This is a genomic window from Chelonobacter oris, assembly GCF_000772535.1.
Taxonomy (GTDB): Bacteria; Pseudomonadota; Gammaproteobacteria; order Enterobacterales; family Pasteurellaceae; genus Chelonobacter; species Chelonobacter oris.
Genome location: NZ_JSUM01000002.1, coordinates 1 through 25,005, shown reverse-complemented (window position 1 = coordinate 25,005; position 25,005 = coordinate 1). Strand labels below are relative to the sequence as shown.

The 25,005-nt window shown below is 47.6% G+C and carries 26 protein-coding genes; 14 read left to right on the top strand and 12 right to left on the bottom strand.

Translation table 11 applies throughout. The features are described 5' to 3' along the window. The first annotated feature begins 1 nt into the window (after position 1). Positions 2-1,378 carry a C4-dicarboxylate transporter DcuC gene (dcuC, locus tag OA57_RS00765; RefSeq protein ID WP_034612169.1) on the top strand — a complete coding sequence of 459 codons (1,377 nt, stop codon included), beginning with the start codon at positions 2-4 and terminating at the stop codon, positions 1,376-1,378. 37 nt (positions 1,379-1,415) lie between these two features. On the opposite strand, the gene gmhB is transcribed toward dcuC, so the two are convergent. Then, positions 1,416-1,967, bottom strand: a complete 552-nt coding sequence (gene gmhB / locus OA57_RS00760; RefSeq protein WP_034612167.1) for a D-glycero-beta-D-manno-heptose 1,7-bisphosphate 7-phosphatase — start codon at positions 1,965-1,967, stop codon at positions 1,416-1,418. Between the two features lie 218 nt (positions 1,968-2,185). On the opposite strand from gmhB, the gene metN reads away from it, so the two are divergent. From metN to OA57_RS00735, 5 genes are all read left to right on the top strand, one after another. Beyond that, on the top strand, positions 2,186-3,220 hold the full coding sequence (metN, locus tag OA57_RS00755) for a methionine ABC transporter ATP-binding protein MetN (protein WP_034612166.1): 1,035 nt from the start codon (positions 2,186-2,188) through the stop codon (positions 3,218-3,220). After that, positions 3,213-3,878 carry a methionine ABC transporter permease gene (locus OA57_RS00750; RefSeq protein ID WP_034612164.1) on the top strand — a complete coding sequence of 222 codons (666 nt, stop codon included), beginning with the start codon at positions 3,213-3,215 and terminating at the stop codon, positions 3,876-3,878. The genes metN and OA57_RS00750 overlap by 8 nt, the downstream gene beginning before the upstream one ends. Positions 3,879-3,905: 27 nt before the next feature. Next, on the top strand, positions 3,906-4,706 hold the full coding sequence (locus tag OA57_RS00745; RefSeq protein WP_034612161.1) for a MetQ/NlpA family lipoprotein: 801 nt from the start codon (positions 3,906-3,908) through the stop codon (positions 4,704-4,706). 93 nt (positions 4,707-4,799) lie between these two features. Then, positions 4,800-5,906, top strand: a complete 1,107-nt coding sequence (locus OA57_RS00740; protein WP_034612158.1) for a carboxynorspermidine decarboxylase — start codon at positions 4,800-4,802, stop codon at positions 5,904-5,906. Positions 5,907-6,033: 127 nt separating this feature from the next. Next, positions 6,034-7,272 (top strand): saccharopine dehydrogenase family protein, encoded by a 1,239-nt coding sequence (locus OA57_RS00735; protein WP_034612155.1) that lies wholly within the window; start codon positions 6,034-6,036, stop codon positions 7,270-7,272. A gap of 37 nt (positions 7,273-7,309) precedes the next feature. Here OA57_RS00735 and OA57_RS00730 read toward each other — a convergent pair whose 3' ends face one another. The 5 genes from OA57_RS00730 to grcA all read right to left on the bottom strand — a co-directional run bounded on the left by OA57_RS00730 (position 7,310) and on the right by grcA (position 12,715). Beyond that, the gene (locus OA57_RS00730) at positions 7,310-8,284 is read right to left on the bottom strand and encodes a TerC family protein (protein ID WP_034612151.1); all 975 of its coding nucleotides are present in this window, start codon (positions 8,282-8,284) and stop codon (positions 7,310-7,312) included. Between the two features lie 163 nt (positions 8,285-8,447). Further along, the gene (locus tag OA57_RS00725) at positions 8,448-10,046 is read right to left on the bottom strand and encodes a tannase/feruloyl esterase family alpha/beta hydrolase (RefSeq protein ID WP_235424616.1); all 1,599 of its coding nucleotides are present in this window, start codon (positions 10,044-10,046) and stop codon (positions 8,448-8,450) included. A gap of 150 nt (positions 10,047-10,196) precedes the next feature. Beyond that, positions 10,197-11,357, bottom strand: a complete 1,161-nt coding sequence (locus OA57_RS00720; RefSeq protein ID WP_152596692.1) for an alpha/beta hydrolase — start codon at positions 11,355-11,357, stop codon at positions 10,197-10,199. A 124-nt stretch (positions 11,358-11,481) separates the two neighbouring features. Then, on the bottom strand, positions 11,482-12,207 hold the full coding sequence (locus OA57_RS00715; protein WP_034612146.1) for a GNAT family N-acetyltransferase: 726 nt from the start codon (positions 12,205-12,207) through the stop codon (positions 11,482-11,484). A 124-nt stretch (positions 12,208-12,331) separates the two neighbouring features. Beyond that, on the bottom strand, positions 12,332-12,715 hold the full coding sequence (gene grcA, locus OA57_RS00710) for an autonomous glycyl radical cofactor GrcA (protein WP_034612144.1): 384 nt from the start codon (positions 12,713-12,715) through the stop codon (positions 12,332-12,334). Between the two features lie 320 nt (positions 12,716-13,035). On the opposite strand from grcA, the gene ung reads away from it, so the two are divergent. The 5 genes from ung to pfkA all read left to right on the top strand — a co-directional run bounded on the left by ung (position 13,036) and on the right by pfkA (position 17,187). Further along, positions 13,036-13,710 (top strand): uracil-DNA glycosylase, encoded by a 675-nt coding sequence (gene ung / locus OA57_RS00705; RefSeq protein WP_034612142.1) that lies wholly within the window; start codon positions 13,036-13,038, stop codon positions 13,708-13,710. Between the two features lie 88 nt (positions 13,711-13,798). Further along, positions 13,799-14,575, top strand: a complete 777-nt coding sequence (yaaA, locus tag OA57_RS00700) for a peroxide stress protein YaaA (RefSeq protein ID WP_034612139.1) — start codon at positions 13,799-13,801, stop codon at positions 14,573-14,575. 12 nt (positions 14,576-14,587) lie between these two features. Next, positions 14,588-15,142: a hypothetical protein gene (locus OA57_RS00695; protein ID WP_152596691.1), complete on the top strand. Its 555-nt coding sequence runs from the start codon at positions 14,588-14,590 to the stop codon at positions 15,140-15,142. A gap of 14 nt (positions 15,143-15,156) precedes the next feature. Beyond that, complete coding sequence (locus tag OA57_RS00690) at positions 15,157-16,056, top strand: cation diffusion facilitator family transporter (protein ID WP_034612137.1); 900 nt, start codon at positions 15,157-15,159, stop codon at positions 16,054-16,056. A gap of 165 nt (positions 16,057-16,221) precedes the next feature. Next, complete coding sequence (gene pfkA / locus OA57_RS00685) at positions 16,222-17,187, top strand: 6-phosphofructokinase (protein ID WP_034612136.1); 966 nt, start codon at positions 16,222-16,224, stop codon at positions 17,185-17,187. 50 nt (positions 17,188-17,237) lie between these two features. On the opposite strand, the gene OA57_RS00680 is transcribed toward pfkA, so the two are convergent. Then, complete coding sequence (locus OA57_RS00680; protein ID WP_034612134.1) at positions 17,238-17,816, bottom strand: thymidine kinase; 579 nt, start codon at positions 17,814-17,816, stop codon at positions 17,238-17,240. Positions 17,817-17,819: 3 nt separating this feature from the next. After that, on the bottom strand, positions 17,820-18,056 hold the full coding sequence (locus tag OA57_RS00675; RefSeq protein WP_235424615.1) for a hypothetical protein: 237 nt from the start codon (positions 18,054-18,056) through the stop codon (positions 17,820-17,822). 132 nt (positions 18,057-18,188) lie between these two features. Here OA57_RS00675 and dapF point away from each other — a divergent pair, with 132 nt between their 5' ends. From dapF to xerC, 3 genes are read left to right on the top strand one after another with little or no spacing between them, the layout of a single operon-like run. Continuing rightward, complete coding sequence (gene dapF, locus OA57_RS00670) at positions 18,189-19,013, top strand: diaminopimelate epimerase (RefSeq protein WP_034612132.1); 825 nt, start codon at positions 18,189-18,191, stop codon at positions 19,011-19,013. Between the two features lie 9 nt (positions 19,014-19,022). After that, a complete protein-coding gene (locus OA57_RS00665) occupies positions 19,023-19,715 on the top strand; it encodes a DUF484 family protein (protein ID WP_034612130.1) in 693 nt (230 codons plus the stop codon). A gap of 9 nt (positions 19,716-19,724) precedes the next feature. Further along, positions 19,725-20,627, top strand: a complete 903-nt coding sequence (gene xerC, locus OA57_RS00660; protein WP_034612128.1) for a tyrosine recombinase XerC — start codon at positions 19,725-19,727, stop codon at positions 20,625-20,627. A gap of 219 nt (positions 20,628-20,846) precedes the next feature. On the opposite strand, the gene OA57_RS00655 is transcribed toward xerC, so the two are convergent. The 4 genes from OA57_RS00655 to lsrR form a co-directional block, all read right to left on the bottom strand. Continuing rightward, positions 20,847-21,359: a SprT family zinc-dependent metalloprotease gene (locus OA57_RS00655; protein WP_034612126.1), complete on the bottom strand. Its 513-nt coding sequence runs from the start codon at positions 21,357-21,359 to the stop codon at positions 20,847-20,849. 9 nt (positions 21,360-21,368) lie between these two features. Further along, on the bottom strand, positions 21,369-22,202 hold the full coding sequence (locus tag OA57_RS00650) for a class II glutamine amidotransferase (protein WP_034612123.1): 834 nt from the start codon (positions 22,200-22,202) through the stop codon (positions 21,369-21,371). A 144-nt stretch (positions 22,203-22,346) separates the two neighbouring features. Further along, on the bottom strand, positions 22,347-23,921 hold the full coding sequence (lsrK, locus tag OA57_RS00645) for an autoinducer-2 kinase (RefSeq protein ID WP_034612121.1): 1,575 nt from the start codon (positions 23,919-23,921) through the stop codon (positions 22,347-22,349). Positions 23,922-23,950: 29 nt separating this feature from the next. Beyond that, positions 23,951-24,913 (bottom strand): transcriptional regulator LsrR, encoded by a 963-nt coding sequence (lsrR, locus tag OA57_RS00640; RefSeq protein WP_034612118.1) that lies wholly within the window; start codon positions 24,911-24,913, stop codon positions 23,951-23,953. Positions 24,914-25,005: the final 92 nt, after the last annotated feature.

Below are 25,005 nucleotides of genomic sequence, written 5' to 3'. Positions count from 1 at the left end.
TATGTTAGGTTTGATTATTGCAGTTATCGTCACAATTGCCGTCGGTTATTTGATCGTTAAGAAATATAAGGCGCAGGTCGTTTTGATATGTGCGGGAATTATTTTGATGTGCTTTGCCGTCCTGTTCGGACTAGGCGAAATTTTGCCGCCGGATAAATCAACGGGCTGGGTCGGCTTTGATATTTTTGAATTTATCAAAAATGTGTTTAGTTCGAGGGTTGCCGATCTCGGGTTGATGATTATGGCGGTTGGCGGATTTGCCCGCTATATGGATCATATCGGGGCAAGTAAAACGTTGGTTAAATATGCCATTAAGCCGTTGAAAAATATTAAAGCGCCTTATTTAATGTTAGGATTTGCTTATATTATCGGGCAATTGCTGAATATTTTTATTCCGAGTGCCTCAGGCTTGGGGCTCTTATTAATGATAACCCTATTTCCGGTTCTGGTCAGTTTGGGCGTAAGTCGGGAAGGGGCGACGGCGGTTATCGGCACGACGGCTTGCTTAGATTTAGGACCGGCATCAGGCAATGCCGTGTTGGCTTCGAAAACAGCAGAAATTGATATTGCCGTCTATTTTGTGAGTTACCAGCTGCCGGTAGCAATCGTGACTATGTTGGTTGTTGCGATTTCGCATGTCTTGGTGCAAAAGTGGTTTGATAAACGGCAATTGGCAACTGAAACCGACATTGAAATTCAGGCGCAACAGAAAACCGGCACGATGTCTAACGATGCGCCGCCACTTGTCTATATCCTGCTGCCTTTGCTGCCGCTCTTTTTAATTTTGATTTTCAGTAAACTGGTGTTTGCAAGTATCAAAATGAATGTGGTGACGGCAATGCTGATCAGCTTGTTTACTGCTATGATGTTTGAGTTAATCCGAAAACGGGATATGAAAAGCGTATTTGCCGATATTCAGGTTTTTTTTGACGGCATGGGCAAACAGTTTGCGGTTGTCATTACACTGATTGTTGCCGGGGAAACCTTTGCCAAAGGATTAACGGCAATTGGTGCAATTGATATGATTATTTCGGGCGCACAAACATCCGGGCTGGGCGCATTTACTATGACAAGCGTGATGGTCGGCATTATCGCCCTTTCTGCAATTGTGATGGGGTCGGGCAATGCGCCGTTTTTTGCTTTTGCTGCACTGGCGCCGAAAGTGGCAACGTCGATCGGTGTGCCGAGTGTGCTTATGTTGTTGCCGATGCAGCTGGTGGCCGGGATCGCACGCAGCGTGTCGCCGATTACCGCTGTAATCGTGGCTGTGTCGGGCGTTGCTAACGTTTCACCATTTGAGGTTATCAAGCGAACGGCCATTCCTATGGCGTTGGCGCTCATCACCGTTTTGCTGGCAACGTTTGTTTTGTTCCATTAATCCGTGGCCGTAAGCACACCGTTGCTTACGGCTGTTTTTAGCGGATTCCTTTAAGATAATGCGGCAGTTGCACTACCGAATCCAGAACGGCTTCCGCCAGTTTTTCCCCTTCAGACGTGACGGTTTTACCGCTGCGAACCAGAATATTGTGCGCCACCCCGGCGGCTTTACCCGCCATGATGTCCTCGATTTTATCACCGACCATAAAAGAGCGGTTGAGATCGATGTTCAGCTCTTTGGCGGCCTGTAACAGCATACCGGGCTGCGGTTTACGGCAATCGCAATTCCGGCGGTATTCGCCTTGTCCGTCCGGTAAATGAGGGCAATAATAGATGCCGTCAAAATCAACGCCGCGATCGGCTAGCGACCAGTCGAACCATTCCGTCAGTTGCAAAAATTGCGCCTCGCTGAAATACCCTCTGGCAATGCCGGACTGGTTGGTGACCAGCACCAGTAAATAGCCCATTTGTTTCAGTTCGAGCAGCGCTTCGATACTGCCGTCAATAAATTCGAATTGATCAATTTCATGCACGTAGCCGTGGTCAATATTCAGGGTTCCGTCCCGATCCAAAAAAATGGCTTTGTTCATTTTTGCCTCGCTGAGTAAACTGTTTGTATTATCAGACGGATTATAATGCAAAATAAGGCATAAAACGGATCATACCGCACTTTTATGGCAGAAAAAGAGATAAAAAATCTGGCTTATAACTCGTTGCTATAAAAAAGCATGAACTACCGGTTGACATGGCAATCTGGACGTCTAAAATAGCAAAATAATTTTAATGATCCCGATAATAAAGGGCTTACATGATTAAGCTAAAAAATATTAATAAAATTTTCGAGGCAAATGGTAAAAAACTGACCGCACTTGATAATGTTAATCTGGAGATTGCGAAAGGACAGATTTGCGGCGTAATCGGTGCGTCCGGTGCGGGAAAAAGTACCTTGATCCGTTGTGCCAATTTACTGGAGCAGCCGACCAGCGGGCAAGTGTTTGTCGACGGGCAGGAGTTGACGGCGATGAATTCGGCGGAGTTGGTTAATGCACGTCGCCATATCGGTATGATTTTCCAGCATTTTAATCTTCTCAGCAGCCGTACGGTATTCGGCAATGTGGCGTTACCGTTGGAGTTAATCGGCGTTGATAAAACGGCAATCGGTAAACGTGTCGATGAGTTGTTGGCGTTAGTCGGGTTAAGCGATAAGAAAAATGTCTATCCGAGCAATCTTTCCGGCGGACAAAAACAGCGGGTGGCGATTGCGCGGGCATTGGCATCGGAGCCGAAAGTGTTGTTATGTGATGAAGCAACCAGTGCGTTGGATCCGGCGACCACACAATCCATTTTGTTATTACTGCAAGAGATTAACCAAAAACTCGGCTTGACAATTTTGCTGATCACCCATGAAATGGAGGTCGTGAAGCAGATTTGCCATCAAGTGGTGGTGATCGATAAAGGGCAATTGGTGGAGTCCGGCAGTGTCAGCGAAGTGTTTTCCAATCCGAAAACCGAACTGGCGAAACGGTTTATCCAATCGACTTTCCGGATCAATTTGCCGAAACAGTATATGGATCAGCTTTCACCGTCGCCGAAAGGGCCGAATTCCTATCCGATTATCAAATTTGAATTTACCGGGCGCTCGGTTGATGCGCCGTTATTATCGCAAACCTCGAAAAAATATGGGGTTGATTTGAGTATTTTAGTCTCGCAAATCGATTATATCGGCGGCGTTAAATTCGGTTTTACGATTGCCGAAGTCGAAGGGGCTGAAGATGCCATTACCGAAGCAAAAATCTATTTAATGGAACATAATGTACGAGTCGAGGTGTTAGGTTATGTTTGATCGCTTAACGCCACAGGTGTGGCAGATGATTCTGGATGCAACCGGCGAGACGGTATATATGGTTTTCGCTTCCGGTTTTTTGGCGGCGTTGTTTGCCATTCCACTCGGGGTTCTGCTGTTTGTGACTCGTCCGGGTGAGATTAAGGCAAATCCGAAGTTCTATCGCATATTAAGCATGGCGGTCAATATCGGGCGTGCGATTCCGTTTGTCATCTTGTTATTCTGGATTATTCCGTTCACCCGGATAATTGTCGGGGCTTCGATCGGGACAACAGCGGCGATTGTGCCGTTGACCGTGTCGGCGATTCCGTTTATCGCCCGTTTGGTGGAAGGGGCATTAATCGAAATTCCAAGCGGTTTGACCGAAGCGGCGCGGGCAATGGGCGCAGGCAATTTCCAGATTGTCACCAAGTTTCTGTTGGCGGAAGCATTGCCGGGATTAATCAACGGTATCACCATTACCTTGGTTGCACTGGTCAATTATTCGGCGATGGCGGGCATCGTCGGCGGCGGCGGTTTGGGGGATGTCGCGATTCGTTACGGTTACCAAACCAACGTACCTGAGATTCTGACCGTTGTGGTCGTGATTCTGGTAGCGTTGGTGCAGTTAATCCAATTTACAGGGGACTCATTGGTCCGCTATGTCGATCACCGTTAAACTTTATTTATCTTTAAGGAAAATACCATGAAATTAAAAAACATTTTTACGTTGACTGCGTTGGCGACAACGGTTGCATTTTCCACTTCGGCTTTGGCAAAAGACGGAAAAATTAAAGTCGGGATTCAAACCGGCCCTGAATTTTCGGTGGCTGAAGTCGCAAAACAAGTCGCGAAAGATCAATTCGGTCTGGAGGTTGAATTAGTACCGTTTACCGATTATGTGACCCCGAATGTGGCATTGGAAGAAAAATCAATCGATGCGAACGCATTTCAGCACAAGCCGTATTTGGATGCCCAAGTGGAGGCGCGCGGTTTGAAAGGTTTAGTGATTGTCGGTAATACGTTTGTTTATCCGATTGCGGCGTATTCGAAAAAACATAGCGCGGTTGATCAACTGCCGGACGGTGCCGTGGTTGCCATTCCGAACGATCCGACCAATGGCGGCCGTGCGCTGCTATTATTGCAATCTCAAGGATTGTTGAAACTGAAAGAAGGCACCGGCTTGACACCGACCGCACTTGATGTGGTGGAAAATCCGAAAAAACTGAAAATTCGTGAATTGGAAGCGCCGTTAATTCCGAAAGTATTGGAAGAGGTCGATTTGGCGATTATCAATAACACCTTTGCCGGACAAGCGGGATTATATCCAAGCACCGATGCGATTTTCGTAGAAGACAAAGATTCGCCTTACGTTAATATCATTGTTGCCCGTGAAGACAATAAAGCGGATCCGGATGTGGTGAATTTTGTTAAAGCCTATAATTCTGATGCGGTTTATGATAAAGCCAAGCAAGAGTTTAAAGATTCCGTGGTTAAAGGCTGGTAATTGAAACCGCACTTTGCCGCGAGTAAATTTATAAATCCCGACCGGGGCGTTGTCTCGGTCGCTTTTTATTTTGTGTAAAAGTATAAAACCGATATGACAGAACCGTTAGCGACTCCTTATTATTTGATCGATAAAAGCAAACTGCTGGAAAATATGCAGAAAATTGCGTATTTGCGCGAACGCTCGGGCGCCAAGGCATTATTGGCGTTAAAATGTTTTGCTGCTTGGGGCGTGTTTGATTTTATGCGCGACTATATGGACGGCACGACGTCCTCTTCGCTGTATGAAGTGAAATTGGGGCAAACCAAATTCGGCGGCGAAACCCATGCCTACAGTGTTGCCTACAGCGATACGGAAATCGATGAGGTGATTGCAAATGCCGACAAAATTATTTTTAATTCTATCAGCCAGCTGACACGCTTTGCCGATAAAGCACGGCAGATTCAGCGGGGGTTGCGTGTCAATCCGCGCGTCAGCACTTCGGATTTTACGTTGGCGGATCCGGCAAGGCCGCATAGCCGTTTGGGCGAATGGGATATTGCCAAAATTCGTGATGTCATGCCGCTGATTAACGGGCTGATGTTTCATAATAATTGTGAAAATGGGGATTTTGATCGCTTCGATGAGATGTTGCGGCATATCGAGCAGGCATTCGGTGAGTTATTGTATCAAGTAGACTGGGTCAGTCTTGGCGGCGGCATTCATTTTACCGGCGCTGATTATCCGTTGGATCAATTTGCCGATCGTTTGAAGCGGTTTGCGCAGCAATACGGCGTACAGGTTTATTTGGAACCCGGCGAAGCGGCGATTACGCTCAGCACCAGTCTGGAAGTGACGGTATTGGATACCCTGTATAACGGCAAAGATCTGGCGATTGTAGATAGTTCGATTGAAGCGCATATGTTGGATTTATTGATTTATCGTCAAACCGCTAAACTACAGCCGAATCAAGGTAACTATCCTTATATGGTTTGCGGCAAGTCTTGTCTGGCAGGCGACATTTTCGGCGAGTATGCATTTGAAAAACCATTGAAAATCGGTGATCGCCTGTCATTTTGTGACGCTGCCGGTTATACGATGGTGAAAAAGAATTGGTTCAATGGCGTTAATATGCCGTCTATTGCCATGAAAGAATTGAATGGCGAGATTAAATTAATCAAGCAATTCAATTTTGACGATTACGTTGACAGCCTGTCTTGACGGACGGTGTCAACGAATCAATCAGGTTTTATCCGCAACGGGATAAAATATTACACTCATGCCAATTATGACCGCACTTTTAAGCCAAGTGCGGTGATGATTTGACATTAAGGAGGATTATGCAAACATGAAAAAAAACATTTTGATTATTGGTGCCGGCGGCGTGGCGCAAGTTGTCGCCCATAAATGTGCCCAACATAACGATATTCTCGGTTCTATCTCTATTGCTTCCCGCAGCATCGAAAAGTGTCAAGCCATCGCACAAAGCGTGATTGACAAAAAAGCGTTCAAAGTAGCGGCTGAAATCGCCTGCTATCAACTGGATGCTCTCAATATCGACGCAACCAAAAAAATTATCCAAGATACCCAATCACAAATTGTCATCAATGTCGGTTCATCATTTTTGAATATGTCCGTGTTACAGGCGTGTATTGAAACCGGTGTTGCTTATTTGGATACGGCAATTCACGAAGAACCACATAAAATTTGTGAAACGCCGCCTTGGTACAATAATTACGAATGGAAACGCCGTGAAGCCTGCCGACAGAACCACGTTACCGCCATTTTGGGCGTAGGCTTTGATCCGGGCGTGGTGAACGCCTATGCCGCCGTTGCGGTCAATGACTGTTTGGATCAAACCGATAGCTTGGATATTATTGATATTAACGCGGGCAGCCACGGCCGTTATTTTGCAACCAACTTTGATCCTGAAATCAATTTCCGTGAATTTACCGGACAGGTTTGGAGCTGGCAGAACAGTCAATGGACCAGTAATCAAATGTTTGAAGTCAAACGTACCGACGATTTGCCGGTGGTCGGTCTGCAAACCTCATATATGACCGGGCATGATGAAATTCATTCTCTGTCGCAAAACCTGAATGTCCCGAACATCCGTTTTTGGATGGGTTTTGGTGATCATTATATTAATGTTTTTACGATCTTGAAAAATTTGGGATTACTGTCCGAACAGCCGGTAACAACCGCAGAAGGGCTGGAAGTCGTGCCGCTGAAAGTCGTAAAAGCCGTCTTACCCGATCCGTCCTCGCTGGCGCCGGACTACTGTGGGAAAACCTGTATCGGCACACTCGCTAAAGGTCGTAAAGACGGCAAAGAGCAAGATGTTTTTATTTATAACGTTGCCGATCATAAAGAAGCTTATCAAGAAGTCGGCAGTCAGGGGATCTCTTATACGGCAGGTGTCCCGCCGGTAGCTGCCGCGATTTTGGTCGCACAGGGTATTTGGGATGTAGAAAAAATGGTGAACGTGGAAGAACTGGATCCTAAACCGTTCCTTAATTTACTCAACCGCATGGGGCTGCCGAATCGGATTCGAGATGAAAACGGCGACAGAGCCTTAGTGTTTTAAGCAGGCTAACCGCACTTTCAAGTGCGGTTTTTTATATTTACAGCACTTTTCGGCGTAACGACAGCACTACCGACAAGATCAGAACCAGAAAGACAAAACTCATCGACAGGGTTATCGGTAAATGGACGCCGCCCATGACCAGCAGCATTTTGATGCCGATAAACATCAGAATAACCGCCAAACCGTATTTCAAATAAATAAATCGATCGGCAATATCCGCCAGCACAAAATACATGGCTCGCAAACCGAGAATGGCAAAAATATTCGAAGTCAGCACGATAAACGGATCGGTTGTCACGGCAAATACTGCCGGGATACTGTCTACCGCAAACACGACATCGCTCAATTCTACCATAATCAATACCAAGACTAGCGGCGTGAACAGTTTTTTGCCGTTTTCTACGGTAATGAATTTTTCACCGTCGAATTGCCGGCTCAGACGTAAATGGCGGCGCAGCCAGCCTAATAAGACATTTTTCGAGAGATCTTCACCGTCGCCACCATGTTTGGCGGTGAATATTTTTACGCCGCTGTAGATTAGAAATGCGCCGAAGATATAGAGCACCCATTCATATTCGCGAATCAATATAGCGCCAATCGCAATCATCACAGTACGCATAATAATGGCGCCGAGTACGCCGTATAGCAATACTTTATGCTGGTACATCGGCGGTACTTTGAAATAGCTGAAAATCATCAGAAACACAAATAAGTTATCAACGGAAAGGGATTTTTCCAACACATAGCCTGTCAGAAATTCCATCACTTTCTCGATAGCGATTTTTTTACCGAAAAGCGGATTTGATGCCAATTCGAAATACAACCACAGTGCAAACAGGCATGATGTCGTCACCCACACCACGCTCCATACCATGGCTTCTTTGACACTGACTTTATGCGTACCGCTCTTTTTCAGACTGAACAAATCAATTGCGAGCATAATCGTCACGATGATAAAAAAGACGGTATAAAACATCGGGCTACCGATGTCGGGTAATGACGATTTCGTCATATAAAAGCTCCATAAATTATTGATAAGATCAAAAAAGCCGCCTTTAAGGCAGCTTTGGCTATTATGGCGTATTTGAGTTTTAATACAAGCGGCAAGCTGTTGTCAGTGTAAAAATTATTCGTCAAGTAAAATAGGCTGTTAAACAACAAATCGCCGACTTTCGCTAACGACAAACAAAACTTTCAGCCTTGTTTTCATCACCGCCCGTATAAACGGCTGTTTTCGGGTAGGCGCAAAGCGGCTGGCTTTTGCCGGGAAACGCTTTGCCTTGCGCGATTATGCGGTCGGGGGCGATGCCGTTGTCGGTCCAGTTTTCCAGCGCGGTGAGCGGGTCGAAATCATCCAGCGCGGGGCCGGTGCCGCAGTGCGCCATGCCGGGCACCATAAACAGGCGGGTTGAGTCGGGCGTATTGGGGGTATCGGCTTGCAGCTGCCGATACCAGTCGCGCAAATCGTGGGTGGAAAACACCGGGTCGGATACGCCCTGCACCAGCAGCATTTTGCCGCCGCGGCGGTTGAAGGTGGTTAAGTTGGTCGAATCGGCGTTGAAAATGCCGGCCATCTGCCGCACTTTGGCCGTATCGCGGTCGAAATCGAATTTCATGGTGTCGAAATTCGGGCTGTAGGGCGTGATAAACAGGCCGGCAAGCGAATCGGCGCCGAGCACGATATTGCGGGCGTCGGGCTGTGCGGTTTGCGAACTGCCGAGTTTCCATTGGCGCCAGCCTTCGCTGTTGATGCCTGCATCATAAGGCCATGATGCGTAAATTTGTTCGCCGCGGCTGTTTTTGGCGCCGCCGAAAAGGGTGTTGAGCAGCTTCACTTTGTGGGCGCCGAGTTGTTTTTGCAGCATTTCCGGTTTGAAATCACAGCTTTCCCAGGCATTTACCAGCCCGTCTTTGAGGCCGTCTTTGGCATCGCAGCGGTTTAAAACGGCTTGTGATACGGCATCTAAATCCGCTTTGCTAAGCGCATTGGCGAAAATTTTCTCGCCGCGGGCATTTTGGGGGGCTGCCGCCATAATGTGTTGGTTGTCCCAAGCTTCGCCGACCGCCGCATATGCCAGTCGGAAACCGGGGTTGCCCGCCACCACGCCGTCAAATTCAAGCGGATAGCGTTGTGCCGCCATCATGGCTTCACGCCCGCCGTTGGAGCAGCCCATAAAATAGCTTTTTTGCGGCTCGCTGCGGTAGAGCCTGCCGATCAGCTGTTTGGCGGCGGTGGTGACTTTGCCGGTGGCGGCATAAGCCAAATCCAGCCGTGCCTGTTGGTCGGCGGCAAAAGCGGCATCCCGCCCGCGGTGGCCGCCGTCCATGCTCACCACGGCATAGCCGCGCATCAGGGCGGGAAGTGCGGTGGCGCCCCGAAACGGTATCGAGCCGACCGCCGGTGCTAAAAAGCCATCCATACCGCCGCCGCCTTGAAACAGGAATTTGCGGTTCCATTCGGCGGGCAGGCGCAGTTGAAACGTGGTGGCGTAATCTTTGCCGTCGGCGCCTTTGCGCGGCTCGATGCTGCCCTCAAGCAGGCAGTGCGGCGGCATTGGCAGTTTGCGTGCGGCGGCGCCGGTCATGGCCGACATCCGGTCGGACGGCATGTCGCCGCCGCCGACCCATTCGGCGCGGGTGATGTCGGTGCGGTAAAGGCTGCTGTCGCCTTTCAGCGCCAGGCATTGCCGCTGGAAATCGGCATCAGCGGCGAATGCAGACGCCGATAAAGCGGATACCGCCGCCAGCCATAAACGGTTAAAATTCATCATCATGTGGCTCCTTGATAAAGGTGATGGGCAAGATGATTTCAGTTTAAATAAAGCGGCTTATGGATACAACATTTTGTTTGTGATATTAAAAAGGCCGTCTGAAATGCGTTGGTGAAAAGTGCATTTCAGACGGCCTCATGCCTGCTTGGCGGTTTATTTCAAATGATCGCGGAAAAACGCGGTCGGCCTGTCATACGGGATTTTGCCGGAACGGTTGTCATACAAATCCACATGGGTGGCATCGGGCACAATCAGCAATTCTTTATTCGGATTATTGCCCGCCGCTTTGAAAGCATCTTCGCTCATATAGCGCGAATGGGCTTTTTCGCCGGTAATAATCAGCATCGGCCGCGGTGAAATTTCGCTGATGTAGCTCATCATCGGAATATTCACATAAGAGAGCGGCATGGTCGCCAGCCAAGTGGTGTTGGAATTGATGCTGCGCGGGTGGTAGCCGCGGCCGGTGCGGTAAAAATCGAAAAACTGCGCCAATATCGGGTGTGGATTGGCCGGCAGGGTTTCCGGCAAAATGCGTTGGGCGCTGGTGACATTGCCCTCGGCATCCACATTCAATTCGTGCAGACCGATATTTCGGCGGCCGCTTTCCGCATCTGCCCAACGCAGATTATTCAGATATTCTTTCACCGCCTGCCGCTGTTCAGGGGTATAGCCGTTTTGCTGATCGCCCACGCCCCAGCCGATAGAGCGGCTCATGTCGTACATCACCGACGTGGCCACGGCTTTCGCACGGGTGTCCATCGCAGCGGCATTGAGCGCCTGCCCGCCGAAGCCGCAGATGCCGAGAATGCCCAAACGGTTGCGGTCGACTTCAGGCAGCATGCCCAAAGCATCGAGGGCGGCGCTGAAATCTTCGGTGTTGACATCGGGTGAAGCCATGCCGCGCGGCTCGCCGCCGCTCTCGCCGGTGTAAGACGGATCAAACGCCAAAGTGACAAAACCTTGCTCGGCCAGCGTTTGCGCATACAGCCCAGAGGTCTGCTCCTTCACCGCACCGAACGGGCCGCTCACGGCAATGGCGGGCAATTTGCCGCGACGGTTTTTCGGCAGATACAAATCCCCCGCCAGCGTGATGCCGAAGCGGTTGATAAAAGTGATTTTGCGGTGGTCGACACGGCTGCTTTGCGGGAATACTTTGTCCCAGGTTTGGCTGAGTGTTTCTGGCATAGTTTGTTTTCCTTCAGTTAGTGCAGCAGAAGAAGCCTGTGCAAGAAATGGTGTGGCAGTGGTTGCTAGGGCTATACTTGCAACCGCACTTGATTGCATAAATTGACGGCGTGAAATTGCTTTACTCATATCGGTTTCCTTTTTTATTGATTACGATGGAAACATTATAAGCGGCTTTAGTTTCTAGTAAATTTATCAATTGTGATTTCATAATTTCTAAAATAGAAATTGTGAGGAGCGTCCCGTGGCAACATTACCGATTAATTGCGGAGCGATTTTTGGTTGAGAAAAAACGCAGCGGCTTTAATTGGTTACCTTGCATATCAAAATTAGATTCTGACAAGTAGTGTTCGAATCCGCTTTTGATTAGCGGCCATTCTTCACTGATGATTGAAAACCAAGCGGTATCCCGGTTACGATTTTTATAAACGACTGCATTTCTGAATGTACCCTCATAGGTGAAACCCAAACGCTCGGCGGCTTTGTACGAAGGCGTATTCAGGGCATCACATTTCCATTCGTAACGACGGTATTGCAGCGTTTCGAATACATAACGCATCATTAAAAACTGCGCTTCAGTTGCTATTTTGCTGCGTTTCAGGAGATTGGAATAGATAACCCAGCCGATTTCGATACTTCGATTGAGGGGATCGGCACGCATTAAACAAAATGTACCGAGCACACGCTGATTTGATTTATCGATAATTGTGAAACAATAGAGATCGTCAGCATCAATAAATTGCCGTATTATCGTACGGACTTGCTGTTTTTCGGTAAGTGGTTGGTTGGGGAGATAGGTCCAGTCCTGAACAGTCATGTGATTAAGGTAACAGTCATAAATCCGTTCATGATGTTTGTCATAGTCCAGGCGTTCGAGTACACAGAGTTTGCCGTCAAATCTATCTTGTTCCGGAAGTGAGCCGACAGTATATCCGTCTATTTCTTTTCCGATAGGCTGATCGAATTTGTTATATCGCATATCTATCTCCTAAAAATCGTGGTTAAGCCAATATTATTATAATCAGTCATAAAAAAACCGCACTTGCTATCAAAACAAGTGCGGTCTGTTTTTTTATAAAAAGCCGAATTTGGCTGATTATAGATTATAAACTTTCAGTGAAAGTACGGGCGATAACATCGCGTTGTTGTTCCGGAGTCAATGAGTTGAAACGAACGGCATAACCGGATACGCGGATAGTTAATTGCGGGTATTTTTCAGGATTGTTTACCGCATCTTCCAATGTTTCGCGGCGCAATACGTTGACGTTCAGATGTTGTCCGCCTTCAACTTTCACTGTCGGGGCAACATCAACCGGCAATTCGCGATACTCGATTTGCCCTAATTCGTTGACGGCAACCACTTGATCTTCGACAAAACCGCCTTTTGCACATAAACAACGGGCTTCACCGTTATCGCTGTCCAGTAACCAGAAAGAGTTTAATAAATCATCGTTAGCGGCTTGTGTAATTTGAATACCTTTAATCATAATAGAACTCCAATATAGTGGGTGGATTAATTTAATTGCTCAGAATTTTATCACTTTGGTTGAAAGTTTCAAATAAATTTAGGAAAAATTAGCCTAGATCAAGTCATTATTTTCGTTTCAAATTGATTTATTTGACCCACATCAAAAAATAAGAAAATAAAAGCCGTCTAAATTAACGTTTAATTTATTTTTTGTTTACGTTTAAATAACATTTGGTTCGATTTGATGATAGAAAACCGCCGATAAAACAACACTAGGATTTTGCATGGTCTTTGCCTATAATTTTATCGCATGGCGGATTACGCGACAGGAAAAAGAAAATGAATACATGGCATGAGGCTATCGGGCAAGAAAAACAACAAGCCTATTTTTTACGGATTATCGAACAGGTGGAAGAAGCCAAAAAGTGCGGTAAAACGGTTTATCCGCCGCATGATGAGGTGTTTACCGCATTTCGGTTGACCGAATTTTCGCAGGTAAAGGTCGTGATTTTAGGGCAGGATCCTTATCATGGGCCGAATCAGGCACACGGCTTGGCGTTTTCAGTGAAGCCGGGGATTGCGCCGCCGCCCTCCTTGGTGAACATGTATAAAGAGCTGGCGAGCGATATTGACGGTTTTGAGATTCCGCAGCACGGCTATTTGAGCCACTGGGCGCAGCAGGGCGTGCTGCTGTTAAACACGGTGCTGACGGTCGAACGCGGTCAGGCGCATTCTCATGCCAATTTTGGTTGGGAAACCTTTACCGATCAAGTGATTGCCCAACTGAATCAACATCGCGACAATCTGGTTTTTTTATTATGGGGCAGTCACGCACAGCGCAAGGGGCAGTTTATTGATCGCCGGCGCCATTGTGTGCTGACGGCGCCGCATCCGTCACCGCTGTCGGCATATCGCGGCTTTTTCGGCTGCCGCCATTTTTCTAAAGCGAATACCTATTTACAACAACAGCGGCAATCACCGATTGACTGGCGTTTGCCGCCGGTTGTTGCGTAAATTGTTGAAGAAAGTGCGGTTGAAGATTAGAGAAACGGTGCGAATCTTGCTATAATCGCACCCTGTTTATTTTATTCACGGAAGCTTTATGCTAGCAATTATATCCCCGGCGAAAACGCTGGATTTTCAGTCCGATGTTCCTCAATTTGATTTTACCAAACCGGAATTAACCGAATACAGTCAAGCGCTTATTGATGTTTGCCGTGAGTTGACGCCGGCAAAAATCGGATCATTGATGCATATCAGCGACAAACTTGCCGGACTTAATGCCGCCCGTTTTGCCGAGTGGCAAAAAGATCATAACCAACAAAACGCCAAAGCGGCGATTTATGCTTTCAAAGGCGATGTTTATACCGGATTGGGCGCCGAAAGTTTAAGCCGCGAGGAAATTCTCTATGCACAGCAGCATTTGCGTATACTGTCCGGCTTATACGGCTTGTTGAAACCGTTGGATCTGATGCAGCCGTACCGTTTGGAGATGGGAACGAAACTGGATAATCCGAAAGGCAAAAATTTGTATGAATTTTGGGGGAGCGTGATTACCCGACAGCTACAGACCGCACTTGAGCAACAAAATGACGATCTCTTGATTAATTTGGCGTCTGATGAATATTATAAAGCCGTGCAGGCGAAAAATTTAAAGGCGCGTATCATTAAGCCGATTTTTCTGGATTATAAAAACGGCCGTTATAAAGTGATTAGTTTTTACGCCAAAAAAGCACGCGGTTTGATGTGCCGTTACCTTATTCAAAACCGCACTTCAACGCCGGAAGGGCTTAAAACTTTTGATTTGGACGGCTATTATTTTGATGAAAGCGATTCAAACCAACATGAATTGGTGTTTAAACGGGATTCGCAGGATTAACGGGACGGTGTGATGACAAGGTTTTTCATATTAGTGCTGTCGCTGTTGTCGGTCGGTTGCAGTGTCAAGCAAACCCCATCTTTTCAGGCAACCGAACAGATTGCTTTTAACGGCAAGACGTTTGCCCTAGCGAAAACCGCCGATTTGACGGAAATGGTCAGATATATCTATAACCCGAACGGCGATAGCGCCTCAAGGGAAAAAGTGACGCTGTTTTTTGACCGAAACAGGCACAATCTCAGTTTGTCGCAACGCTTATCACTGCGCCAACGTAGCTACCGGCAGAGTGCCGATACACTGGCCGAATTAACGATTGACGATAAAACTTTATATTCCACCGTGATTTACCGCCCAAGCCGACAGTTTGCTTATTGGGGGGTGGAAGTAACCAAGGGAAAAAATATTGCGGATTGCGGCTTTCTGGAATTCCAATACAGTTATGGCGTGAACGGCAAAAAACAGTCGCCCAATGCGGAAACGGCATTTCTTGCCAAAATAATCTATCCTGCCGCCCGTCAGTATCGCCAACACCTGCAACAACAGCCGTGGTTGTGGCAATGCAGCTAATCAGGTAGCACATCATGTATGAAAAATATGGTCGACTGGTGCGGCGTGCATCAATATTGGCAGTCTGTACCGCACTTTTATTGATTGTGATAAAAGGAATTGCGTGGTGGCAGACCGGTTCGGTGGCGATGCTTGCCTCGATTACCGATTCGCTGCTCGATCTGCTCGCTTCATTTACCAGCATGATTATTTTGCGTTTTTCCTTAATGCCGGCGGACGATAACCACTCTTTCGGGCATGGCAAAGCGGAATCGTTGGCGACCCTGATTCAGGGCGCTTTTATTTCCGGATCGGCGATTTTTCTGCTGTTGCACGGCATCGAGCGGCTCATCAATCCGCAACCGATTCAATCCGCCTCAATCGGCATTACGGTGACACTGATAACCCTACTGTTGACCTTTATGTTGATCCGCTATCAACATTATGTCATCGGCAAAACACAAAGCCCTGCCATTCGCGCCGACAAACTGCATTATGAAACCGATTTACTGATGAATGTTGCGGTTTTGGCTTCGTTAGGCTTAAGCGCATTCGGCTATGTCTATGCCGACGGTATCTTCGCCTTATTGATTTCACTGTATATTTTAAGCAGTGCCCTGAAAATGCTGTTCGATGCGATACAACTCCTGCTTGACCGCACTTTGCCGGAGGACGAGATAGAAACCATCTGGCAAATCGTCTCCGGCCAGCAGGACATTATCGGTATTCATGATTTGCGCACCCGCCGATCGGGGGCGATTCGTTTTATCCAACTGCATTTGGAATTGGACGATAATTTACCGCTGTGGAAAGCGCATCAGATTACCGATAACTTGGAAAACCGCCTGTTGCTGGCTTTTCCGATGTCGGATATTATTATCCATCAGGAGCCGACCTCGGTGGTGCAGCAAGAGCTTGGATTGCAGCAACAATAAAGTGTTTTGAGTTTGTCATAAAATCGAAACATAAAATAGGTAAAATGTTAAAAGACGAGAAAAATATAACGAAAAAAACATTTTTCTATAGAGACTGAATAAGGGATCGTGTACCCTACACACAAATTTATTTTTCAATCAAAATTAAATGGAAGGTAACTCAGCATGGTAAAAAAAGTTGCGGTATTAACGAGTGGCGGCGATGCGCCGGGCATGAATGCAGCCATTCGCGGTGTTGTTCGGGCGGCACTGTTTGAAGGCATGGAAGTCTACGGCGTATATGACGGTTATTTAGGATTATATAATAATAATATCAAGAGATTAGAACGTTTTTCTGTCTCCGATGTGATCAGCCGCGGCGGCACGTTTCTCGGTTCAGCCCGCTTTCCTGAATTTAAAGATCCGGCGGTGCGCGCCAAAGCGGTGGAAAATCTGCGCCAACACGAAATTGATTCGCTGGTGGTTATCGGCGGCGACGGCTCGTATATGGGCGCTAAATTAATCACCGAAGAATACGGCTTCCCGTGTATCGGCATTCCGGGAACGATTGATAATGATGTCGCCGGAACCGATTATACCATCGGTTATCAGACCGCACTTGAAACCGCATTGGAAGCGATCGACCGTTTGCGTGACACCTCAAGTTCGCACCAACGGGTTTCGATTGTCGAAATCATGGGGCGCCACTGCGGCGATTTGACATTGGGCGCAGCGATTGCAGGCGGTTGTGAATTTATCGTGGTGCCGGAGCGCCCGTTTGAACGTGAAGCTCTGATTAAAAAAGTGGAATACGGTTTTCAGAAAGGGAAGCGCCATTCTATTATTGCGATTACCGAATATATCTGTGATGTGAATGAACTGGCGAAAGAAATCGAAGATCGGGTTAAACTGGAAACGCGTGCGACGGTACTCGGTCATGTTCAACGCGGCGGCGCGCCTTGTGCCTTCGACCGTATTCTGGCTTCCCGTATGGGAGTTTATGCGATCGAATTGTTGAAACAAGGTATCGGCGGACGTTGTATCGGCATTCAAAACGAAAAATTGGTACACCATGACATTATTGATGCCATTACCAATATGAAGCGTCCGTTCAAAGCCGATTGGTTTGAAACGTCACGTAAATTGTATTAATTTCAGGCAGATCAAATCGTGAACCCACCGCAAGGTGGGTTTTTTGTCGGTTATTTTTTCAACCGTGCTTTGTAATGTCGGCGGCAAACGGAAAGATAGCTGTCGTTGCCGCCGATTTGGATCTGCTCACCGGCCTGAACCGCCTCGCCGTCCGCATTCAGGCGTAATACAAAATTGGCTTTGCGGCCGCAATAACAAATTGTTTTCAGCTCTTCCAGTTGATCCGCCCATGCCAATAGGTATTGACTGCCTTCAAACAATTCGCCCTGAAAATCGGTGCGCAGCCCGTAGCAAAGTACCGGAATGTGTAGTTTATCGACTACATCACTAAGCTGGTAGACTTGTGCTTTGGTTAAAAATTGGGCTTCGTCAACTAAAATACAGTGTAGCGGCTGCTGTTGAATCTGGTGTTTGATTTGCCGATACAAATCCGTCTCAGCAGTGAACACCAATGCCTCTTGGCTGATGCCGATACGCGATGTGACTTTGGCAGTGCCGAAACGATCATCGATAGCGGCGGTATAAACCAGCGTGTTCATTTGCCGTTCCCGATAGTTATAGGACGATTGCAGCAAAGTGGTGGATTTTCCGGCATTCATCGATGAATAATAAAAATAGAGTTTTGCCATTTTTTATCCGTTTTTGAGCCGGTAATAAATCCAGTAACATAATGTACTGACGAAGACCGGCAAACAAGCCGGTGCGAAAATACCGACGGTAGTGCCGGCATTGAGCCATGCACCAAGTGCGGTCAGATAATCCATTATCTGCTCGGTCGGTAATGCGAACAAGAAAACGGCAATCACCGTCACAAAGCAGCCGATGCCGTCGATACGCATCCTCTGTAATTTTTTCAGATAGTCCATCATGACTTCCATACGAAGAAAACTCTCGCAAATGCTATCACAATCGGCTTTTTTCTTAAACCCCGACAATCCGTTTAGACATTCCGCAGGCTTCGCTCTATAATGCCGATATGCTTAGAATTTAAGGATAGTAAAATGCAATTTTCAAAAATGCACGGCTTGGGAAACGATTTTATGGTGGTGGACGGCATCACGCAAAACGTTTATTTCCCGGAGGGAACCATTCGCCGTTTAGCCGATCGCCATCGCGGTGTCGGCTTTGATCAGCTGTTACTGGTTGAGCCGCCTTATGATCCGGAGATGGATTTTCATTACCGTATTTTTAATGCCGATGGCAGCGAAGTGGCGCAATGCGGCAACGGCGCACGCTGTTTCGCCCGTTTTGTACAGCTGAAAGGACTGACCAATAAAAAAGAGATTAAGGTCAGTACCGCCAAAGGCAAAATGGTGTTGAGCATTAAAGACGACGAGCAAATTCGGGTGAATATGGGCGAACCGGTTTGGGAGCCGGCGAAAGTGCCGTTTAGCGCCAATAAATTTGAAAAAAATTATATTTTGCGCACCGATCTGGAAACGGTGCTGTGCGGCGTGGTTTCGATGGGCAATCCGCATTGCGTCTTGACCGTTGATGACGTGGCGACGGCACCGGTGCAACGGCTGGGCGCATTATTGGAAAGTCACGAACGCTTCCCGGAACGTGCCAATATCGGTTTTATGCAGATCATCAGCCGTCAATACATTAAATTGCGCGTGTTTGAACGCGGCGCCGGCGAAACCCAAGCCTGCGGCAGCGGCGCCTGTGCTGCGGTGGCGGTCGGTATTATGCAGGGCACGTTGGACAATCGTGTCGAGGTTGAATTGCCCGGCGGTAAATTATTCATCGAATGGCAGGGGGAGGGGCGGCCACTATTTATGACCGGTGACGCCACCCATCTGTTCGACGGTTATATTCGTTTATAGGAGAATTTGATGAGTGAAGCGGTAACGGCAAGTGCGGTTGCGGAATATTTGCAGCAGCACCCCGATTTTTTTCAGCACCACCCGCATTTATTGGACGAGCTGCAAGTCACCCATTCGGAGAAAGGTATTTTGTCGCTGGTTGAAGCCAAATTGCAGCGACAACGAGATCAACTACGGCGCCAGCAGCTTGAGCTGGATAAAATCCATAAAATGGCCGAACATAATGAACGCATGTTTTTCAGTTTGTTGCCGTTACAGCAGCAGTTTACTCAAGCGAAACAGTTTAGTGACGGCCTAAATGTGTTGCAAGAGTGGACAACCGCACTTGGGCTGCAAAAAGGAACGGTATTGCTGTTCCGCGACAGTTGGCTGGAAAGTGCCGAAATTCCGGCGGCACATTGGTTGGATCGAACCGCTTTTGAGATTATTCGTCTGGAACGTTTTGGATTACAGCGGCACTATTTGGGCATACTCACTCACCGTGAAAAAACTTTGATGTTCTTACCGCAGGATTTTCCGTTGGGATCCGTGGCGTTCTGTCTGCTCGGCAAACGGAAATCGCGCCATCCTTACACCGCAGTGCTGGTTTTTGCCGCCAAAGACGAACGCCATTTTCATCGCAATCAGGAAACGTCGTTTTTACATCAATTGGCCGAAATGGTAGAACAGCATTTGGATCACTGGCTGATCGAGAAACTGTAATAAATGGAGATGACAGCAGAAACCGCACTTTCGCAGCCGCTACAGGGATATTGGAATTTTCTGCGGATTGAGCGGCGCTTAAGCGAGCATACGCTCACGAACTATCGGCATCAATTAGCGCAAATCATTATGATCCTGCAAGCGCAGGAAATCGAGAACTGGCGCCAAGTCGATGCCAGTGTGGTGCGCTATATTCTGGCTGTCAGTCGGCAACAGGGATTAAATGCCAAAAGTCTGGCTCTGCGTTTGTCCGGCTTGCGTGGGTTTTTAAATTATTTGTTGGGGCAAGGTGTTATTGACGTTAATCCGGCAACGGCGGTGTCGGCGCCTAAGCAGGCTAAGCGACTGCCAAAAAATATCGAAGCGGAACAGGTCGGACAGTTGCTCGACAGTCAAAGCAAAGAACCGATCGATCTGCGAGATTTGGCGATGATGGAATTAATGTACAGCGCCGGTTTGCGCTTGAACGAGTTACAGCAATTGAATGTGCAGGATTTACAAAGCCGCACCCGTGAACTGCGCGTCATCGGCAAAGGCAACAAAGAACGGATCTTGCCTTACGGGCGATTTGCCGCACAGGCGGTGCAAAAGTGGCTGTCGGTGCGGATTTTATTTAATCCAGAAGACGATGCGTTATTCGTCAGCCAGCGGGGAAAGCGCATCAGCCACCGTGCGATCCAAAAACGCATGGAGGTTTGGGGGCAACGGCAAGGGCTGCCGACCCATTTGAACCCGCACAAGTTACGCCATTCTTTCGCCACCCATATGTTGGAATCCAGTTCTGATTTAAGAGCGGTACAAGAGCTGTTGGGGCATTCCAATTTATCCACCACCCAAATTTATACTCACCTTGACTTCAAACATTTGGCGGATGTGTATGATGCAGCCCATCCTCGGGCAAAACGGAAGTAGACACGGTTCAGGCAATGGCGGCAATGCCCGTTTGTTGCACTAAGATGAGAAGTTTAAGTGCGGTTCTACTAGGCTTTTTTGCACCTCGCTTCCAATCAGAAACGATGTTTTTGCTGACATTTAAATAGGGGGCAAATACAGTTTGAGCAATATTTTCTTTCCGCCTACTTTCTAACGTCGGACTTTTTTTGCGATCAAGACCGTAAAATTAAAACCGAGTTATCCCGCTACCAGCAGTGTTTTACACAAGCGGCAGTGATACCGCACTTTGTTTTTCACGATATTATTGTGCCGACGCAAGCTGAGTTGGTGAGTTTGGCAGTCACAGCGGTAGGCGACGGTATTGCCTTGCACATTTTGAATGTCGAATTGGTGGCAAGTATCGGCAGGCAGACGGAATAATTGCGCCATCACGAACCGCCACTCTTTGCCGTGCGGTTTCACTCGGCCGTAGATCTGATAAACCAGCAAATGCGCCAATTCGTGCGGCACAACTTGTTGCAAGAAGGCGTCACTGTTTTCCAGCAGTAAAGTGCGGTTCAGGCGAATTTCATTTTGTTGCAGGTAGGCGACGCCGGCTTTTAGACCACGCAGCCTAAAATTAAAGTCCGGCACGATAAAAGTGCGGTTAAAATGCCGTTCGGCAAGATCCAGACAGCTGCGCAGGCGGCGTGCGATCTGAATGGTCAGATGGCGCAGCCGTTGCTGATCGTCAAGGGAAAGGGCAGGCATAAGTGCGGTTTACAGCGCTTGACGAGCCATGTCCAGCCCTTCGATTTCGCTCGGATAATAGGGATTATTCGGAGTGCGGCGCAATAAAATTTCCCCGTCCTGAAACAAGGTTAATTCGTTGACCGCCAGTTGATGCCAATTCTCGTTATCGGTTAAGGGGAGGGTTGCTATCACCGCCACCCGATCGTTCGGCGTGGTCACCGAAGCAAAATCAATCCGTACATCATCATCGACCAGTTTTGCCTCGCCGAAAGGCGCTTTGCGCACAATGTAATGCAGCAAAGAACCGGTGTGCGCAATCAGCCATTCTCCGTTTGACAACAGAAAATTGAGCAGACCGTATCGGCGTAATTCCTGTGCAATATGATCCACTTCGGCAAAAATTTGTGTAATGTTCGGCGCATGATCAAATTTTTGACGTAAGGTTTCCATCAGGTAACAAAAGGCGGTTTCCGAATCGGTATTACCGACCGGACGGTAGTATTGCCCTTTCGCCGGATTGAAGTTTTTCAAATTGCCGTTATGGGCAAACAGCCAGTATTGCCCCCACATTTCACGCATGAACGGATGCGTGTTGGCAAGCAAAATCCGCCCTTGCGTTGCCTTGCGGATATGGGCGATCACATTTTTTGACTGAATCGGATAGTTACGCACTAAATCTGCGACCGGCGACGTAGCACTGGCTTTATCGTCATGAAACAGGCGCACGCCCTTGTCTTCAAAAAAACCGATCCCGAAGCCGTCTGCGTGCGAATCGGTCAAGCCGCCGCGACAACGAAATCCCTCAAACGAGAAAACAATATCGGTCGGCGTGTTGCAATTCATTCCGAGTAGTTGGCACATGAATGTGCTCCTATGTCCAATGTGATGATGTATAGCGTTATACTACAAATTTTTGAGAAAAAGTAAAATAATCAGATGATATAAATTAGACGTTATTGTGCGGGGAAATATCCCGGTTCCGTTATGTCAACCGGGATTAGAATGTTATAGCCCCGGCGCTTTCCAGAGTGATGTGGTGAGGTTGGAATCGACAAGCCGCAACTGTTGGTGGTAAATTTCAATCCATTTCTTTTTATGTTCCTGATAAAGGGCATGGTTTGCAGCATCCGGCCGGTGTTGCCGTTCAAATTTAACCAATTTTTTACCGGCCTCAGCCAATGAAGAGTAGACGCCGGCGCCAACGCCGGCGGCGATGGCGCAGCCCAGTGCGGTTGCTTCTTTGACAACCGGAATGTTGACGGTCAATCCGGTAACATCCGATAAAATTTGGCTCCAAAGGCGGCCTTTTGAGCCGCCGCCGGCAAAGACGATCGAATTCAGTTTTACCGCAGAAAATTGTTCTACCTGATCCAGATTGCAGGAGGAAACAATGGCGGCGTTTTCTTCCAATGCCCTGAACAGGGCAGCTTTGTTGCATTTATCGGGATTAATCGATAAATTGATAAACGACGGTGAGGCGTGGTACCAAGATTTAAAATGCATGGCATCGGAGAAAATAGGGACGATATCGTTTGAACCGACCGGAACCCGAGCCGCCATTTGTTCCAGCAGGGTATAAGTGTCGATGCCCAGCTGTGCGGCAAGGTTTTTTTCCGCTTCACAAAAAGCATCTCTGAACCAGCGCATAGTCAATCCGGTGAAGAAGCTGATCGATTCGGCCTGTACCAGCGGCGGTATAACGTGGGGATTGACACGGATATTCATGTCCGGATCCGTTGTCGCATACGGTAAATTAACGATTTGCTGCCAGAAAGTGCCGCCGATAATTGCAGCCTGTGAGGCTTCCGTAATGCCTAGCCCGAGACAACCCAGCTGTACGTCTCCGCCGCCGACAACGACAGTCGTTGCCGTTGACAAACCGGTCAATGCCGCAACTTCATGCGTTACTTTGCCCAATACCGTGCCGGTTTCTTTTATTTTCGGTAAAATAGCGGGGTTTAGGCCTGCCGTTTCCAACAAGTCGGGTTGCCAGTTTCGGGTGCTTAAATTCAGTATTCCCGTTGTTCCGGAATTGGACGGTTCGGTCGCCAGTTCGCCGCTCAGCATGAAGGCGAGCCAGTCACTGATCATGCTGATTGAACACACTCGACTGTAAAGTGCGGGTCGGTGTTTGGCAAGCCATAAAAGACGGGGAATGGCACTCAGTGCTAAAGTTTGCCCTGATATCTCATACACCTGTTTTTCAAAAGTGCGGTTGTTGATCGCTTTAAGATACCGCACTTCTTCTACGGCACGGGCATCGACGTTACCGCATGCCCAAACGGGCTGTTTTTTATCGTCATAAAGTACGATACCTTCGCGCATTGAACAGGTTGATATTGCAATGATTTGCTTTTCGTCCAGTTGTGCGTTTCGAATCGATGATTTAATACATTCGCAGGCTAATCGCCAGTTGGTTTGCAAATCAAAATCCATCGCACCGGGTATTTGAGGATCAGCTAAATGGGTCCACTCTTTTTGTGCAGAGCAGATCTGATTTCCGTCCAAATCGAAAATAACGGCTCTTATACTTCCGGTACCTGCATCGAGTGCCATCAGATATGCGGGTTTATTTTCCATTTAACTTCTCCTGTGATTGTGATTGGTCACTACACTATTTTTGCGAGTATCATTCTTGCCGTTATTTCTTCCGTTACCAGTGAATTGATATATTTTCCTTTTAGTGCACTTAAAATCGCATCGACTTTATTTTCCCCACCGGCAATGCCGATAACCGTTGGAATCTTCACCAGTTTTTCCAATGGAACGCTGATTAATTCGTCGTGCAGCGGAATATCCGCTTGAATAGATCCGTCTTGGCGCATGAAGTAACCTAAAATATCGCCTATCGCACCTTTATTACGTAAATCCTGTTGGCTGTCTTCATTGATATAGCCGGAACGGAGCAGGGTTGCTTGGCCTTTTTGTTGCGTTGAGCCGATCCCGACGATTGCAAGGTCGGCGGCTTCGGCCGCCAGCATAATATCCCTGACACAGGCTTCCCGTTTGAATAATTTGGCGGCTTCGATCGAGGACGCTCTTAACGGCGCCGGAATAATGCTGATGCTGCAAGAGCCGTCCAACTCGCCGATCCCTTTCATATATGGGCCGACACCACCGGAAAGCGTGATTAATTTTAATTGGTTATGGGTGATAAATTCATTGCTGTACTTGATGGTTTGCATAATGGTTTCACCAAAGCCAATCGCAAGCAGTTGATTGGGGCGCATCAGAGACATCAGCATTTGTGAAGCGCCGATTCCTAATCTTGTGTTGATTTCATGTTGCTCAAGTGCCGGGAGTACCCGAATGTGCTTTAAACCGAAAAATTGTTGCAGCGCCTCTTCCAGTTCCAAACATCCTTTAAAACGAGAATTGATTTGTACTTTTATTAATCCGATTTGACGGCCTTTTTCCAGTAAGCGTGACACTTTTAAGCGGGGAATATCCAGCCGCTTGCCGATTTCACTTTGGGTCAGATTATCGTGATAGTAAAACCACGCAATTCTTGCCAGCATCTCCTCTTCGCTCATGCTGTGCGGGTTAAGTATGTTTTCCTTGATGTGATTCATGTTGCGGCATCCTTGATAGCGGTTGAGTTGTATTATTCATATGATTTTTTAATTTATCAATTGTTCGTTTTATCTTTTTTGCATAAGCGTGA